Genomic DNA, 14,657 nt, shown 5'->3' on the forward strand with positions numbered 1-14,657 from the left:
GCGCGCATCTGGAGATTGCCGCCGAATCGAGTTGCCCTGCGGGGCACTCGACATGGAATTGAAGCGCTGCCGGGAGGTTAACATGAGATTAATCTGGATTGCCATAGCTGCCGCGGCCGCGATGCTGGCGGGGCCCGCCTCGGGCCAGCAATGGCCGGCACGCAGCGTCAAGCTGATCGTGCCTTATCCCGCCGGCGGCAATGTCGACAGCGCCGCGCGCATCGTCGCCGACAAGCTGCAGGAAAAGCTCGGCCAGCCCTTCATCATCGAGAACAAGGCCGGCGCCGGCGGCATGATCGCGGGCGAAGCCTTCGCCAAGTCCGCGCCCGACGGCTACACGCTGTTCGTCGGCGCCAACGGCCCGGTGCTGTTCGCGACCGAGATCAACAAGCGCGAGGCCTATAATTGGAAGAAGGACTTCCTGCCGATCTCGACCATCTCGATGACGCCGCTGGTGCTCGAAGTGCATCCGTCGGTGCAGGCCAACACCTTCAAGGAGTTCGTCGAGCTCGCCAAGCGCGAGCCCGGCAAGTTGACCATGGCCTCGCCCGGCCCCGGCACCACCAACCATCTGCTCAGCGAGCTGATGCAGTCGAACCTCGAGCTGCAATGGGTCACCGCGCATTATCGCGGCAATGCACCGGCGATCAACGACCTGCTCGGCGGCCAGGTGCAGTTCGCGTTCGACCAGCTCACGGTCAGCCTGCAGCACATCAAGGCCGGCCTGTTCCGCGCCCTGGCCGTCACCAGCCCGCATCGCCTGAAATCGCTGCCCGACGTGCCGACCTTCGCCGAGCTCGGCTACAAGGATTTCGACGGCCAGACCTTTACCGGCCTGTTCGCGCCCGCGGGCACGCCCGCGCCCGTCATCGACAAGCTGCACGAGACGCTGGTTGCGATCCTGAAAGACCCTGGCGTGGTCGACAAGTTCGAGAAGCTCGGCGGCGAAGCCACGCCGATGACGCCGGATGCGTTCAGGGCCTATCTCGAGCGCGAGGATGCCAAGTGGATTCCGGTCGTGCGCAAGGCCAACATCAGGGCGGATTGACCGATGCGGATCGATCCCAGCGAGCTCGGCGCCGAACGCATCTACCGGCTGATGACCGGCATCGTGGTGCCGCGCCCGATCGCCTGGGTCACGAGCCTGTCGAGCAAGGGCGTGCTCAACCTCGCCCCGTTCAGCGCCTTCACCTTCGTCTCGCAGAAGCCGCCGATGCTCGCCATCAGCGTCGGCCGCAAGGGCGCCGACTACAAGGACACCGCGCACAACATCCTCGACACCGAGGAATACGTCATCCACATCGCCGATACCCCGCTGATGTCGGCGGTGCACGACTCGTCGGTCGAGCATCCGCCTGAGATCAGCGAGGTCGAGCATCTCGGCCTGGAGACGCTGCCCTGCGAGCGCATCAAGGTGCGGCGGCTCGCTGCCGCGCCGGTCGCGATGGAATGCCGCTTTCGGCAATGCCTGGAGTTCGGCGATGCCAAGAGCCGGCTGATCGTCGGCGAAGTCGTGATGTTCCATCTGCGCGACGGCCTCGTGAACGACGGCAAGGTCGAAACCAGGGCGCTCGATCCGATCGCGCGCATCGGCGGTCCCCGCTACGCCCGCCTCGGCGAGATCGTGACGCTGAACACGGTGTTCCAGACGCCCAAATCGAAAGACTGAGCGCGCGGGCCGGTCGCCGGCCAGGCCGCCTCGACATCATCGGAGGAATCACAATGCGACTCCTGAGCTATCTCTTGGACGGAGAGCCGCGTTACGGCGCGGCCGTCGAAGGCGGCGTCGTCGATCTCACCAAGCGGATCGGCCGCGACTATTCGGATGTGAAGGCGCTGATCGCGGCCAACGCGCTTGCCGACGCGCAGGAAGCCGTCGCCGGGCAAAAGCCCGACTACGCGCTGGATCAGCTCGTCCTGCTGCCGCCGGTGCTGGCGCCGGAAAAGCTCTGGTGCATCGGCGTCAACTACGCCGAGCGCAACGCCGAATACAGGGATAATTCGGACCTGCCCAAATATCCCAGCCTGTTCGTGCGCAGCATGTCGTCGATGACCGGTTCCGGCCAGCCGCTGGAGAAGCCGAAGGTCTCGGAGCAGCTCGATTATGAGGGCGAACTCGTCATCGTGATCGGGCAGGGCGGCCGTCACATCCCGCGCGACCAGGCGTGGTCGCACATCTTCGGCATGACGCTTTGCAACGAGGGCACGATCCGCGACTGGCTGCGGCACGGCAAGTTCAACGTCACGCAGGGCAAGAATTTCGATCGCTCCGGCAGCATCGGCCCGTGGATCGTCACGTCGGACGAGCTCGACCCGCGCGGACCGCACGACATCGTCACGCGCGTCAACGGCGAGGTGCGGCAGCAGGACACGACCGAGCGGCTGATGTTCCCGTTCGATGTCCTGATCTCCTACCTCTCCACCTTTGCAACGCTGAAGCCCGGCGACATGATCGTCACGGGCACGCCGACCGGGGCGGGCGCGCGCTTCGATCCGCCGCGCTGGCTGAAGGTCGGCGACGTGGTCGAGGTCGAGTCGAGCCGCATCGGCGTGCTGTGCAACAAAGTCGCCGCGGAGAGCTAGATCATGCTGGACACTGCGACGATCGAGCGCCTTGCCGCGCGCCTAGATGAGGCCGAGCGCACCAAGACGTTGATTCCGATGTTCACGAAGGACTATCCGGATTTCAGCATCGAGGATGCCTACGCCGTCCAGCGCGCCTGGACCAGGCTTCAGCTCGGCCGCGGTCGCATCGTCAAGGGCCACAAGATCGGCCTGACCTCGAAGGCGATGCAGAACGCGGTCGGCATCTCCGAGCCGGACTACGGCGTGCTGTTCGCCGACATGTTCTATGCCGATGCGACGCCGATCCCGTTCGCTCGCTTCCACGCGCCGCGCATCGAGGTCGAGCTCGCCTTCGTGCTGAAGGCGCCGCTGCGCGGGCCCGATTGCACCATCTTCGACGTGCTCAACGCCACCGACTACGTCACGCCCGCGCTGGAGATCCTGGAAACGCGCATGCATCGCGTCGATCCCGAGACGGGCAAGACGCGAAAGGTCATGGACACCATCTCGGACAATGCGGCCAATGCCGCGCTGGTGCTCGGCGGCCGGCCGATCCGCCCGATGGATGCCGATCTGCGCTGGATCGGCGCGCTGCTGTTCCGCAACGGCGAGGTCGAGGAGACCGGGCTTGCCGCCGGCGTGCTCAATCATCCCGCCAACGGCATCGCCTGGCTCGCCAACCGCCTCGCGCCGCATGACGAGCATCTCGCCGCCGGCGAAGTGGTGCTGGCGGGATCGTTCACGCGGCCCGTCGACATCCGCCGCGGCGACACGTTCCACGCCGACTACGGCCCGTTCGGCTCGGTGTCGTGCCAGTTCGTCTGAACCAACAATAAGAGGGAGCGCACCATGACAAGTCAGAAGCGGCGCAAAAGCATCCACATCGGCGGCTTCAAGCACGTCAATCCGATTCCGAACGCCTGCCGTATCGGCAATCTCGTGATGTCGGGCGTCATCCTCGGCCGCGATGCGGCTGGGGTCATGCCCGAAAGTCTCGAGGCGCAATGCGCCAACATGTTCGCGCACATGAAGGCGACGGTGGAGGCCGCGGGCGGCACCACCGACGACATCATCAAGATGACGGTCTGGCTGAAGGACCGCAGCAACCGCGGGCCTGTGAATGTCGAATGGCTCAAGATGTTTCCGGACGAGCATTCGCGCCCGGCGCGCCACGCGCTGCCGATGGACAATATGGATGGCGGCGCGCTGGTGCAGTGCGACTTCACCGCCGTGATCGACTGAAGGAGCGCTTGCATGCCGACCTATCTGCCGTTCGATCCCGATCCGCGCCGGCCGAGCAAGGCGCCGCCGCCAAAGACCGTCGACAGCCAGTTTCACGTGCTGGGTCCGATCGAGAAATATCCGGAACGCCCCGGGGCCGCCTATCGGATGCCGAGTGCGACCTGGGAAGCGGCGCTACGCATGCACAGGGCGCTCGGCATCGAGCGCGGCATCATCGTGCAGACCACGACCTACGGCGCCGATCATGCCGTCGTGCTCGACGGGCTCAAAGCGATGGGGCCGAACTATCGCGGCTGCGCCAACGCGCTGGTATTCGCCGAGGCAAGCGATGCGTACCTCTCCAGGCTGCACGATGCCGGCGTGCGCGGCGCGCGCTTCAGCTTCCGCCAGGAGCTCGGCGCCGTGCTGTCGGATGCCGATTTCGCCCGCGCGATTGCGCGCATCCGCGAGCTTGGCTGGTACGTCAAGATCCAGCCCGAGAAGGACGGCATCATGTCGAGCGTCGCCAAATACGAGAACCTCGACGTGCCCGTGCTGATCGACCACATGGCCCGGCCTGACCCGGAGGCCGGCAAGAGCGATCCCAACCTGCGCAAGATGCTCGAGCTGCTCGGCAAGGGCAATTTCTGGGTGATGCTGTCGCTCGGCGAGAAGACCTCGAAGGCCGGCCCGCCCTACGACGACGTGATCCCGATCGCGCGCGCCTATATCGAGGCCGCCGTCGATCGCTGCGTCTGGGCCAGCGACTGGCCGCACCCGGTCTCGGTCAAGCAGCCGCCGAACGATGCCGACCTGCTCGAGCTGATGTACCGCTACGCGCCGGACCAGGCGGAGCTGGAGAAGATCTTGGTGCACAATCCAGCCAAGCTGTTCGGCTTTGCGGATTAGAGAGCCCTAAGCTCGCTCGGAAGACGGTCCGCTCCCTCTCCCGCGTGCGGGAGAGGGCTGGGGTGAGGGCTCTCTCCTCCAGGGGATTGTCCCATTGCGGAGACACCCTCTCCCCAACCCTCTCAGCGCGAGCGAAGCTCGTCGCGCCCCGCGAGCGGGGGAGGGAGCGCACCTCCGTCGTCGCAAAAGTCGCGCCTGCTCACACCGCCGGCTGCGCCGCCAATCTCTCCCGCACCTCGGCCGCGATCTCGAACGAGCGCAGCCGTGCGGCATGGTCGTAGATCTGCCCGGTGGTGATCAATTCGTCCGCGCCGGTCTCGGCGATCAGCGCCTTCAATCTCTCTTCCACCACATCGGGCGAGCCGACCGCGGAGCACGACAGCGCTTGACCGACGCCCGCCTTCTCCGCCGGTGACCACAGCGCGTCCATGTCGTCCACCGGCGGCGGCAGCGGGCCGGGCGTGCCGCGGCGCAGATTGATGAACTGCTGTTGCAGCGAGGAGAACATCCGCTGCGCCTCCGCGTCGCTGTCGGCAGCGAACACGTTGACGCCGACCATCGCATAGGGCCGGGCGAGCTGCGCCGACGGCTCGAACCGCGCGCGATATTCGCGCAGCGCCGGCATCATCATCTGCGGCGCGAAATGCGAGGCGAAGGCGAACGGCAGCCCGAGCATCGCCGCCAGCTGCGCGCCGAACGTGCTCGATCCCAAAATCCACAGCGGCACCTTGGTGCCCATGCCGGGCACGGCGCGGATCGCCTGGTTCGGCTGCACCTCGCCGAGCAGCGCCTGCAGCTCCAGAACGTCCTGCGGAAAATTCTCGGACGTGGTCGCGAGGTCGCGCCGCAGCGCCCGTGCGGTGAACTGGTCGGTGCCCGGCGCCCGGCCGAGCCCGAGATCGATCCGCCCGGGATAGAGCGATTCCAGCGTGCCGAACTGCTCGGCGATCACCAGCGGCGAATGGTTCGGCAGCATGATGCCGCCGGAGCCGACGCGGATCGTCCTGGTGCCGCCGGCGATGTGCCCGATCACCACGGATGTCGCCGCGCTGGCGATCCCCGTCATGTTGTGATGCTCGGCGAGCCAGAACCGCTTGTAGCCCCAGCCTTCCGCATGCCGGGCGAGGTCGAGCGAATTGCGGAACGCCTGCGCGGCATCGCCGCCCTGGCAAATCGGCGCGAGGTCGAGCACGGAGAAGGGGATCATGCGGGGGTACCGGGTGGAGGGCTGCGCCATCACATGTAGTGTCGGTGCGCAGGATGGGTAGGGCACTTGCGAAACCTGTCGTCTCGTCGAACGAGCCGGATGGGCTGGGCTTCGCTCGACCCATCCAGCGAGACTGTTCGAGCGGCCCTCGCTCCCGTTCACAACACTGTTATTGCGACCCGTTGCGCCGGTCTTCTCAACTGGGCGTTCCAGACCTGTTGTTGTATCTTTGGCGCCGCGATCATACGGCGGTCGCGTGTCCCCGGACGCGGTACAGCGTGAAACGCTGCACCGCAGAGCCGGGACCCAGCCGCGATTGTGGGCCCCGGCTCTGCGGCGCATCACTGCGTGCTGCACCGCGTCCGGGGCACGTGAGTTCATCGTACGGTGTCGCACCCGTCGCCAGGAGGAACCGACATGACCATGGTCGCACTCAACCGCCGCAGCCTGCTAGTCGCCGGCGGCTCCGTCCTGGCGAGCGGGGTTTTCGCGACCGGCGTTTCCGGCCTGCTGTTACCCGCCCGTGCGAATGGCCTCGCGCCCACTGAATCGATGTCGGGCGGGGCGAACAATTACCGCAAGGGCGCGGCGATCGTCGATCGCATCGGCAAGGGCGGCTTCTGGATGAGCGGCACCGTCCGCCGCGCCGGCGACGGCGCGCCGCTCGCCGGCCAGCGCATCCAGATCTGGGCGCACACGGTCGAAGGCCGGGAGCACGAGCCGCACAGCCACGGCGCCACGCTCACCGACAAGGACGGCAAGTTCCGGCTCGAGATGCCGCAGATCATTCCGATCTTTGGCCAGCCGCACGGCCATCTCGCCTATGACAGCGGCGAGTTCAAGACCGTGTTCCTGCGGCCGGTGATGCGGAGCGCCAAGGACACCAGCCTCGAGGCGCATTTCGTGCTGCAGCCGGCCTGATCGGGCGCGCCAATGGCGGGATGGAGATCGGCTCGGGCGATCCTGATCTGGGTCGCCCTGGCCTTGGCCATCGGCGTGCCGACTGCGCTTGCTGCGACCAGCGAGCAGCTCGCCTGGCGCGATCCGGTCTACATCCTCGCCGGCTTCGCCGGGATCATCGCGCTCGGCCTCGTGCTGGTGCAGCCGCTGCTGATCGGCGGATATCTGGCGCCGCTGTCGGTCTATCGCGGACGGCGGGCCCATCACTGGATCGGCGGCGCGCTGGTGCTGGCCGTAATGATCCACGTCGCCGGCCTCTGGATCACCAGCCCGCCTGACATGATCGACGCGCTGACCTATTCGTCGCCGACGCCGTTCTCGCCGTTCGGCGTGACCGCGATGTGGGCGATCTTCATTGTCGCAGTCCTGGCCCTGCTGCGCCGGCGGTTAGAGCTGCGGCCGCGCACCTGGCGCTTCATTCACATGCCGCTGGCGATCATCATCGTCGTGGGCAGCGTGGTCCATTGCCTCCTGATCGAGGGAACGATGGAGACGTTTTCGAAGGCCGTGCTGTGCGCAGCTGTTCTCGCGGCGGCCGCGAAAGCCATGATGGATCTGCAGGTGTGGCGAAAGCGGAGGACGCTGCGCGGGGAAGGCCCGTAGCCCGGATGCAGCGAAGCGAATCCGGGACAAGCGCGTCTGCGGCGAGGGCCTGGATTACGCTTGCGCTCCGTCCGGGCCATGCCGCTCTGCTTGTCCCGAATGGTGACGGGGCGTAACCTCGCGCCATGAACGCCACGGCCCCAGATCTGAAAGCGTTCCTGCTCGCGACGCCGTTCTTCGGCGGCCTGTCGGACCCAGGCCTCGACCTCCTGGTGTCGATGCTGGCCGAGCGCCGCTTCGAGCCCGGCGCGACAATCGTCGCGGAAGGCGAGCCGGGACGATCGATGTTCATCGTCAAATCCGGCCGGCTCGCGGTGAGCAAGCGGGCGAGCTCGGGCCGCGACGTCCCGATTTCCGTTCTCGAGCGTGGAGACTTCTTCGGCGAGATGACGCTGATCGAAATGCAGAACCGCTCGGCCAATGTGGTCGCGGAGGTCCCGACGGTGCTGTACGAGCTGACCGCCCAAAGTCTCTACACCTGCTACAAGGCCGACATCCACGCCTATGTGATCGTCCTTCAGAACATCAACCGCGAGCTGTGCCGACGGCTGCGCCGGTCGGACGAGCGGTTCGCCGCGCGGCTGGCGAGTGACGGTTGATCGTGTGGAGTGCGTCCGCCATCGCTCCTTGAGCCAGGGCGGACTAGTCGCTCTATACGTCCTACGAATAACGGGCCTTCCATCCGCAGGCAGGCAATCGCATATGGGAGCGATCGCGCCCGTGGCCATCCTTCGAGACGCCCGCCGTTGGCGGGCCCTCAGGATGAGGGCCGGGTGCGCGGCAAGAGTCCAACAAGCACCAATGCTGCTTAGCCTCATCCTGAGGAGCTTGCGCAGCAAGCGTCTCGAAGGACGAGGCGCGCGCGCAGGTCCCGCGGAGCGCTATTTGCAATTGCCCTGCAAGGGGGCGGCGACCCGTCGGGCAAAACACCCAAACCTCCGTCAACCCCCTTCCGCAAAAATATTCCACTTTACCGAAATTCGGAATTACGGCATATTTCCGCCATCCCGGCCCAGGGAGAGGGGCGATCGTACGTCGCAACGAACGTGGGCCGGGCTGCGGTGGACGCGGCTGCGTCGGGCACGGCAAGGCGGACCAGGGCGGGTGAAGCTCGTGAGGTTCTTCTCCGTGCGACGAACGGCGCAGTGTCCGGCGAAGCCCTTTGGGCCAAGCCGGGCTGTCGCGTACGGCAAAACCATGTCGTCCTGGCTGTCGTTGCTACAGCCAAGCTTTCGCGAAGATGCATCGGCCAACCGGACGCGGTGCATCGGTTTTCGCGAGGTGACGGAGGCCAGAAGGAACTCGGCTCCGGGGAGAGCAGGCATAAGCCGTCAACCCATCGCGCAGGGAAGGCCGGGTGTTTTCCGGCCCACCTGTTTTCCGCCTGCGCATTTGCGTGTGCAAATTCTTTCGCGCAGCGGACCGCGGGTGCCAGCCGGCACCCGGCCTTCCCTGCGCCCTCTTCACAAGAGAGGGCGAAACAGAAGAGCAAAACTCGGGCGCTTCAGGCCGCGAGAACGCCGATCCATGCGTGATCGACGCGGGGAGAATGATGCTGCCAGACAGATGCACACAATCATTCCATTTTGCATCAATTTGATCGCATTTTATTCGGCCGGCGATGTGATCTTGTGTGGCACTCTTGCGCGGTGCCGTTGACGTCGAGGAGCAGGCGATGCCTTGGTCGATGCAATCCAGCACTTTGAAGTTCAACACTTGGGTACGTAACACTTGGGTACGTTTCGAGCCGGTACATGAACAGGATGCTTATCGGCTTTGCCGTCGTGCTGATCGGCGCTGTTGCGGCGGGAACCTCTGTCGCCAAGAAGCAGGCGTTCTTCGAATCGCATCGGTGGAGCCGTCAAGTCATCCTTCACTATACGCTGGCCCGGGTCGACGATCCCATCATCGTTCTCGGTGACAGTGTGGTCGAAGCCTCGGCGCTGCCGCGCGAGCTCTGTGGTCATGCCATCGTCAATGCCGGCCTGGACGGTGCCTCCACGACCAGCGACTTGGGTAATTGGTTGATGGATGTGCTCGACGGCAGACCTGCCGCTGCGATCGTGATGGCACTGGGTATCAACGACGCGCTCGGAGCCGCGCGCGATTTGTCGGAGTTCAAGGCGAACTACAGCGCATTGATGGCGCAGCTGTCCGCGACGAAAGCCCGCATTGTCGTGCTGGCGGTCCCTCCACTCGAGGTTTCACCTCGTCTGGCCGCCGAAGCGCAGACGAAAGCGATGCGCCTGATCGAGAGCTATAATTCCGCCTTGCCTGAACTCGCCAGCCGTGGCGGCGCGACCTTTGCCGCGCTGCCGCCCATGCCGGTGCCGCACACGATCGACGGGGTGCACCTGAACGCCGCCGGGTATCAGCAGTGGAATCAAGCCGTCTTGCAGGGAGCATCCGTCGCATGCAGGGCGAGCTGACAGCGTCGGTTGCTCCTGCCCGGGCGAACAAGCTCCTCGGATTGGAGCTGTTGCGCTTCCTGACGGCGTTCGCGATTCTGGTGTTTCACTATCGCCAATTCTTCGTTGGCGACAGGGAAGTGGGGCTTCTCCAGGATCATCTGCCGCTTTATTGGCTGCTCGCCCCGCTCTACGGGAGCGGGCCCTATGCAGTCCGCATGTTCTGGTGCATCAGCGGCTTCATCTTTTTTTGGAAGTATCGCGACGCGATCGCCGATCGGGTGCTCGACGGCTGGAAGTTTTTCGTCCTGCGCTTCTCGCGGCTCTACCCGTTGCACCTCGCCACGCTCCTGCTCGTGGCCCTGTTGCAGCCCCTCTATGTCGGGCTCCATGGATCGTCTTTCGTGTATCAGAACAACGATCTCACCCATTTCGCGCTGCAGCTCCTGATGGCCGGCACTGCGACGTCGCAGGATGCGCTGAGCTTCAACGGTCCGATCTGGTCGGTCTCGGTCGAAGTGCTGGTCTATTTTGTCTTCTTCGTGCTGTTGCTGGCGAGCCGTTCCTGGTGGCTCAATGTGGCGCTGATCGCCATCAGCCTGACGATTCCCGGAGAGGTCGCGGACTGCTTTACCTACTTTTACGTCGGCGGGCTCGCGGCGATGGCGCGCCAATCCTTGCAGTCGTCGCCCGCTCATGCGCTGGCAGCCGAAGGCACCGCCTGGCTCGCTGTCGTGTCCGCGGTCTGCGGATATTGGCTGATGGGCGGCCAGCTGCGATCGATCGGCTTGCTGCTGCTTCTGATCTGTACGCCGCTGCTGCTCTATAGTCTCTCGCGCGACATCGTTTTGCCGGCCCGGCTTCAACGAATTGTCGAGGCGGCCGGCAACGTGACCTATTCAAGTTATCTGCTGCATTTCCCGATCCAGCTGGCGATGGTGCTGGGCTTTTCCTTGATGCAGGCCCCGATCCCGCTCTATGACGACGCATTCTTCGCAACCTTTATCGGCATCACGCTGCTGGCGTCGCATTTCACCTATCGCTATTTCGAAGAACCGGCGCAGCGGCTGATCCGTGCCGCGTTGCTGCCGGTGCGCGGTGAGGCCGTCCGCCGCCCCGCCATGGCGTGAGCACGCAGCGGTGTTCCAGAGCCATAACCCTGGCTCGGGCCCGAATGTTCGATAAAATCAACGTTCACAGCAGGATGGATGGTGCTGCCAGACAGGATTGAACTGTCGACCTCTCCATTACCAATGGAGTGCTCTACCACTGAGCTACGGCAGCATGTGCTGGTGAAGAATCGGGCGCCCGAGGGGCCCTGCCAAGCGGGCCGATATCTGCCACAAGCCCCCCTCCCGCGCAAGCTCGCTCGGCCCGTCAAAACGAGAAAATCGGGCCGATATCGGGGCCAAAATGCTCGTTTTGGCCCGAAACCGTCGGCTTTCCGCCGATTCGAGGTCGGCTCATCCCCACCAACTGGCCAGGTGACCAGGCGATCGGATCCGGTCCATTTCGAGTTTCGCACGATCGGATCGCGAGGCACCTCTTGAGCTGCCGCAATCTCTGGGCATGCTATCGCCGATGGCCGGTATCGGATCCCCAATGATCGACGAGAACGAGAAGAGCGCGCGCCAGGCGAAGACGTCCCGGGACGACCGGCTGAAATCGGCGCTGCGCGAAAATTTGAAGCGGCGGAAGCTGCAGGCGCGCGAACGCGCCGCAGGCGCTGAGCCCTCCTTAAACGACGATGGTTCCCTCAATGAGGGGACCGCCGGGAAGGCCGGCACGTGAGACATTGGAATGGTGAGAATGACGATGGGGCAGGACGGACGGCAACCAACCAATGGTGACGCGCTGATGTCGCGGTTCACCCGGCCCGAACAGACCTTTCCCACGCTGACGCCGGCCGAGATCGAGCGGATCAGGCATTTCGGCGAAGTCCGCAGCTACGAGGACGGCGAGTTCCTGTTCGAGACCGGCAAGCCCGGACCCGGCATGTTCGTGGTGCTGAAAGGTCACGTCGCTATCACCCAGCGCGACGGGCTTGGTCACGTCACGCCGATCATCGACCAGGGGCCGGGGCAATTTTTGGCCGAGCTCAGCCAGCTCTCGGGCCAGCCGGCGCTGGTCGACGGCCGCGCCGAGGGCGATGTCGAGACCTTGCTGCTGCCGCCGGACCGGCTGCGCGCGCTGCTGGTCGCCGAGGCCGAGCTCGGCGAGCGCATCATGCGCGCGCTGATCCTGCGCCGGGTCAATCTGATTCAGGTTGGCATCGGCGGCCCGGTGCTGATCGGGCCGCCGCATTCGGCCGGCGTGGTGCGGTTGCAGGGCTTTCTCACCCGCAACGGCCAGCCGCATCATCTGCTCGATCCCGAGCGCGATCGCGACGCCGCCGAAGTGATCGCGCGTTATTCGCCCAGGCCCGAGGACTGGCCGCTGGTCGTCGCGGCCGATGGCACGGTGCTGCGCAATCCCAGCGAGACCGAGCTTGCGCGCGCCATCGGCATGATCGGCGGCGCCAAGGATGATCGCATCTACGACGTTGCCGTCGTCGGCTGCGGACCGGCCGGGCTTGCCACCGCCGTTTATGCGGCGTCCGAGGGGCTGTCGGTCGCCGTGCTCGACATCCGCGCCTTCGGCGGCCAGGCCGGCGCCAGCGCGCGCATCGAGAACTACCTGGGCTTTCCCACCGGCATTTCCGGCCAGGCGCTGACCGCGCGCGCCTTCACCCAGGCGCAAAAATTCGGCGCCGACATCATGATCCCCGTCACGGTGAAGTCGCTCGACTGCACGCGCACGGACGGCGCATTCTCGGTGGCGCTCGAGGGCTGCGATCCCCTGCGTTCGCGCGCGGTGGTGGTCGCGAGCGGCGCGCGCTATCGCCGGCCCGACATCGCAAACCTCGACAAGTTCGAGGGACGCGGCGTCTGGTACTGGGCCTCGCCGGTCGAGGCGCGGCTCTGCGCCGGCGAGGAGGTCGCCCTCGTCGGTGCCGGCAATTCGGCAGGACAGGCGGCCGTGTTCCTGTCCGGTCATGCCAGGAAGGTCTTGATGATCATCCGCGGCGGCGGGCTCGGGGCCAGCATGTCGCGTTATCTCATCGAGCGCATCGAAGCGACGCCGAACATCGAATTGATGTTCAACAGCGAGATCACCGCGCTCGAGGGCGACGAGGCCTCGCTGCTGCGGCGTATCCATTGGAAGAGCCGGCTGTCCGACGACGTGGATTCCGCCGACATCCGCAATCTGTTTCTGTTCGTCGGCGCCGATCCCGCCACCGCCTGGCTCGACGGCTGCGGCGTGACGCTCGATCGCGGCGGCTTCGTCGTGACCGGCGCGCAGTCCGAGCAGAACCAGGGCCGCCTCGTCGCGCCGCTGGAGACCTCTGTGCCTGGCGTCTATGCCGTCGGCGACGTCCGCTCCGGCTCGGTCAAACGCGTCGGCGGCGCCATCGGCGAGGGTGCCCAGGTCGTGGCCTCCCTGCACGGCTATCTCGGCGACGCCGCAAAACCGGCGCTTTAGGCAACGACAAGTCAAGAGAATGGTAAGTCGAATGTGGCTTGCCATCGTGCAGGCAACTACAGACTATCCCCTCGTCCTGAGGGGCCGCGAAGCGGCGTCTCGAAGGATGAAGGCCCGGATATGGCCGGGCCTGCATGGTTCGCGCGGCGATGCGCAAGCATCGTCCGCAGGGGCGCTCACGCGCCTTCCCACCATGAGGACCTAAGACGGATCAATAAAGCGCTTAACGGGAGGACTAAATGGCTGAAGTTGTCGTGCTCTACAAAACGCCCAAGGATGCTGCCGCCTTCGACAAGTATTATGCCGAGACGCACATTCCGCTTGCCAAGAAACTTCCCGGCCTGAAGAAGTACGCCGTCAGCAAGGGACCGGTCGCATCCCCGACCGGGCCTTCCGGAATCCATCTCGTCGCCATTCTCACCTTCGACAGCGTGGCCGATATCCAGGCGGCATTCGGCAGCCCGGAAGGCAAGGCGACGGGCGCAGATGTGCCGAAATTCGCCAGCGGCGGCGCCGACCTCTTGATCTTCGACACCAAGGAAGTGTGAGACTTCGACTCAACTTTGGTTGAAAGCTGCTCGCATTTTGTGACAGCGATGCAAAAAATTCAGCCATGCGTTTGTCGATTCGCACGATGACGCATGGCTTGGCACATCCATGCGACGACAACGCAGGTGGTAATCCGATGAGGACCGTAATACGACTCTCCTGAATCTCAATGGAGCGTAGGAGAGATGTCATGGTCCTTGGCTTGAGCCTGCCCGCCTTAACGATGGTCCATGTCATCATCAGCCTGATCGCCATCGCCGCCGGCCTCGTCGTGATGTTCGGTCTGCTCGGCTCGAAGCCGATGCCGGGTCTCACCGCGATCTTCCTGGCTTTCACCATCCTCACCAGCGCCACCGGCTTCCTGTTTCCGTTCGAGAAACTGCTGCCGTCGCACATCATCGGCATCATCTCGCTGCTGCTGCTCGCGATCGCCTGTATCGCGCTTTACGGCATGAAGCTCGCCGGCGTGTGGCGTCCGGTCTATATCGTGACCGCGATGATCTCGCTCTATTTCAACTGCTTCGTGCTGGTGATCCAGTCGTTCCTCAAGGTGCCGGCGCTGGCCGCGCTCGCACCTGCCGTGCCGCCGGCGCCGCCGTCGGGTCCGGTGTTCGCGGTGGTGCAGGGCATCGTGCTGGTATTCTTCGTCGTGCTCACCGTCGGCGCCTGGCGTCGCTTCAAGCCGATGGCGTTTGCCTGATCGGTCCCCCCCT

Annotated in this window: 16 protein-coding genes and 1 tRNA gene; 15 read left to right on the plus strand and 2 right to left on the minus strand. The window is 65.1% G+C overall.

Annotation, left to right across the window (positions count from 1 at the left end):
* The first annotated feature begins 82 nt into the window (after positions 1 to 82).
* Genes D6B98_RS28260 through D6B98_RS28285 form a run of 6 tightly spaced genes read left to right on the plus strand, consistent with a single transcriptional unit; the run spans position 83 to position 4,695 of the window.
* Positions 83 to 1,048, plus strand: coding sequence for a Bug family tripartite tricarboxylate transporter substrate binding protein (locus D6B98_RS28260; protein WP_126260307.1), 966 nt, complete (start codon positions 83 to 85; stop codon positions 1,046 to 1,048).
* A 3-nt stretch (positions 1,049 to 1,051) separates the two neighbouring features.
* A complete protein-coding gene (locus D6B98_RS28265; protein ID WP_126260308.1) occupies positions 1,052 to 1,669 on the plus strand; it encodes a flavin reductase family protein in 618 nt (205 codons plus the stop codon).
* A 53-nt stretch (positions 1,670 to 1,722) separates the two neighbouring features.
* Complete coding sequence (locus D6B98_RS28270) at positions 1,723 to 2,583, plus strand: fumarylacetoacetate hydrolase family protein (protein ID WP_126260309.1); 861 nt, start codon at positions 1,723 to 1,725, stop codon at positions 2,581 to 2,583.
* A 3-nt stretch (positions 2,584 to 2,586) separates the two neighbouring features.
* Complete coding sequence (gene hpaH / locus D6B98_RS28275; protein ID WP_126260310.1) at positions 2,587 to 3,390, plus strand: 2-oxo-hept-4-ene-1,7-dioate hydratase; 804 nt, start codon at positions 2,587 to 2,589, stop codon at positions 3,388 to 3,390.
* 24 nt (positions 3,391 to 3,414) lie between these two features.
* Positions 3,415 to 3,807, plus strand: coding sequence for a RidA family protein (locus D6B98_RS28280; RefSeq protein WP_126260311.1), 393 nt, complete (start codon positions 3,415 to 3,417; stop codon positions 3,805 to 3,807).
* A 12-nt stretch (positions 3,808 to 3,819) separates the two neighbouring features.
* Positions 3,820 to 4,695: an amidohydrolase family protein gene (locus D6B98_RS28285; protein ID WP_126260312.1), complete on the plus strand. Its 876-nt coding sequence runs from the start codon at positions 3,820 to 3,822 to the stop codon at positions 4,693 to 4,695.
* A gap of 199 nt (positions 4,696 to 4,894) precedes the next feature.
* Here D6B98_RS28285 and D6B98_RS28290 read toward each other — a convergent pair whose 3' ends face one another.
* Complete coding sequence (locus tag D6B98_RS28290) at positions 4,895 to 5,902, minus strand: LLM class flavin-dependent oxidoreductase (RefSeq protein ID WP_126260313.1); 1,008 nt, start codon at positions 5,900 to 5,902, stop codon at positions 4,895 to 4,897.
* A 417-nt stretch (positions 5,903 to 6,319) separates the two neighbouring features.
* Between D6B98_RS28290 and D6B98_RS28295 the strand changes: the two genes are divergently transcribed.
* From D6B98_RS28295 to D6B98_RS28315, 5 genes are all read left to right on the plus strand, one after another.
* Entirely contained in the window at positions 6,320 to 6,823 is a 504-nt protein-coding gene (locus D6B98_RS28295; protein ID WP_126260314.1) for a peptidase associated/transthyretin-like domain-containing protein, read from the plus strand.
* Positions 6,824 to 6,835: 12 nt separating this feature from the next.
* Positions 6,836 to 7,465: a ferric reductase-like transmembrane domain-containing protein gene (locus D6B98_RS28300; protein WP_126260315.1), complete on the plus strand. Its 630-nt coding sequence runs from the start codon at positions 6,836 to 6,838 to the stop codon at positions 7,463 to 7,465.
* Between the two features lie 125 nt (positions 7,466 to 7,590).
* Positions 7,591 to 8,064: a cyclic nucleotide-binding domain-containing protein gene (locus tag D6B98_RS28305; RefSeq protein WP_126260316.1), complete on the plus strand. Its 474-nt coding sequence runs from the start codon at positions 7,591 to 7,593 to the stop codon at positions 8,062 to 8,064.
* Positions 8,065 to 9,228: 1,164 nt separating this feature from the next.
* Positions 9,229 to 9,894, plus strand: coding sequence for an SGNH/GDSL hydrolase family protein (locus D6B98_RS28310; RefSeq protein WP_164718912.1), 666 nt, complete (start codon positions 9,229 to 9,231; stop codon positions 9,892 to 9,894).
* Positions 9,879 to 11,003, plus strand: coding sequence for an acyltransferase family protein (locus D6B98_RS28315; RefSeq protein ID WP_126260318.1), 1,125 nt, complete (start codon positions 9,879 to 9,881; stop codon positions 11,001 to 11,003). The genes D6B98_RS28310 and D6B98_RS28315 overlap by 16 nt, the downstream gene beginning before the upstream one ends.
* A 79-nt stretch (positions 11,004 to 11,082) precedes the next feature.
* Here the strand turns inward: D6B98_RS28315 and D6B98_RS28320 are convergent.
* Positions 11,083 to 11,157: transfer RNA gene (locus D6B98_RS28320), tRNA-Thr, on the minus strand.
* 318 nt (positions 11,158 to 11,475) lie between these two features.
* Between D6B98_RS28320 and D6B98_RS28325 the strand changes: the two genes are divergently transcribed.
* From D6B98_RS28325 to D6B98_RS28340, 4 genes are all read left to right on the plus strand, one after another.
* Positions 11,476 to 11,664: a hypothetical protein gene (locus D6B98_RS28325; protein WP_126260319.1), complete on the plus strand. Its 189-nt coding sequence runs from the start codon at positions 11,476 to 11,478 to the stop codon at positions 11,662 to 11,664.
* 24 nt (positions 11,665 to 11,688) lie between these two features.
* Positions 11,689 to 13,395, plus strand: a complete 1,707-nt coding sequence (locus tag D6B98_RS28330; protein ID WP_126260384.1) for an FAD-dependent oxidoreductase — start codon at positions 11,689 to 11,691, stop codon at positions 13,393 to 13,395.
* 239 nt (positions 13,396 to 13,634) lie between these two features.
* The gene (locus D6B98_RS28335) at positions 13,635 to 13,943 is read left to right on the plus strand and encodes an EthD family reductase (RefSeq protein ID WP_126260320.1); all 309 of its coding nucleotides are present in this window, start codon (positions 13,635 to 13,637) and stop codon (positions 13,941 to 13,943) included.
* Between the two features lie 191 nt (positions 13,944 to 14,134).
* The gene (locus D6B98_RS28340) at positions 14,135 to 14,644 is read left to right on the plus strand and encodes a hypothetical protein (RefSeq protein WP_126260321.1); all 510 of its coding nucleotides are present in this window, start codon (positions 14,135 to 14,137) and stop codon (positions 14,642 to 14,644) included.
* Positions 14,645 to 14,657 lie beyond the last annotated feature (13 nt).

This window comes from Bradyrhizobium sp. LVM 105 (genome assembly GCF_003957705.1).
Taxonomy (GTDB): Bacteria; Pseudomonadota; Alphaproteobacteria; order Rhizobiales; family Xanthobacteraceae; genus Bradyrhizobium; species Bradyrhizobium frederickii.

Coding starts and splice junctions, on each gene's coding strand:
- D6B98_RS28300 (WP_126260315.1), top strand. CDS start 6,836: ATGGCGGGATGGAGATCGGCTCGGGCGATCCTGATCTGGGTCGCCCTG.
- D6B98_RS28340 (WP_126260321.1), top strand. CDS start 14,135: ATGGTCCTTGGCTTGAGCCTGCCCGCCTTAACGATGGTCCATGTCATC.
- D6B98_RS28270 (WP_126260309.1), top strand. CDS start 1,723: ATGCGACTCCTGAGCTATCTCTTGGACGGAGAGCCGCGTTACGGCGCG.
- D6B98_RS28280 (WP_126260311.1), top strand. CDS start 3,415: ATGACAAGTCAGAAGCGGCGCAAAAGCATCCACATCGGCGGCTTCAAG.
- D6B98_RS28295 (WP_126260314.1), top strand. CDS start 6,320: ATGACCATGGTCGCACTCAACCGCCGCAGCCTGCTAGTCGCCGGCGGC.
- D6B98_RS28265 (WP_126260308.1), top strand. CDS start 1,052: ATGCGGATCGATCCCAGCGAGCTCGGCGCCGAACGCATCTACCGGCTG.
- D6B98_RS28305 (WP_126260316.1), top strand. CDS start 7,591: ATGAACGCCACGGCCCCAGATCTGAAAGCGTTCCTGCTCGCGACGCCG.
- D6B98_RS28315 (WP_126260318.1), top strand. CDS start 9,879: ATGCAGGGCGAGCTGACAGCGTCGGTTGCTCCTGCCCGGGCGAACAAG.
- hpaH (WP_126260310.1), top strand. CDS start 2,587: ATGCTGGACACTGCGACGATCGAGCGCCTTGCCGCGCGCCTAGATGAG.
- D6B98_RS28325 (WP_126260319.1), top strand. CDS start 11,476: ATGATCGACGAGAACGAGAAGAGCGCGCGCCAGGCGAAGACGTCCCGG.
- D6B98_RS28260 (WP_126260307.1), top strand. CDS start 83: ATGAGATTAATCTGGATTGCCATAGCTGCCGCGGCCGCGATGCTGGCG.
- D6B98_RS28335 (WP_126260320.1), top strand. CDS start 13,635: ATGGCTGAAGTTGTCGTGCTCTACAAAACGCCCAAGGATGCTGCCGCC.
- D6B98_RS28290 (WP_126260313.1), bottom strand. CDS start 5,902: ATGATCCCCTTCTCCGTGCTCGACCTCGCGCCGATTTGCCAGGGCGGC.
- D6B98_RS28285 (WP_126260312.1), top strand. CDS start 3,820: ATGCCGACCTATCTGCCGTTCGATCCCGATCCGCGCCGGCCGAGCAAG.
- D6B98_RS28310 (WP_164718912.1), top strand. CDS start 9,229: ATGCTTATCGGCTTTGCCGTCGTGCTGATCGGCGCTGTTGCGGCGGGA.
- D6B98_RS28330 (WP_126260384.1), top strand. CDS start 11,689: ATGGGGCAGGACGGACGGCAACCAACCAATGGTGACGCGCTGATGTCG.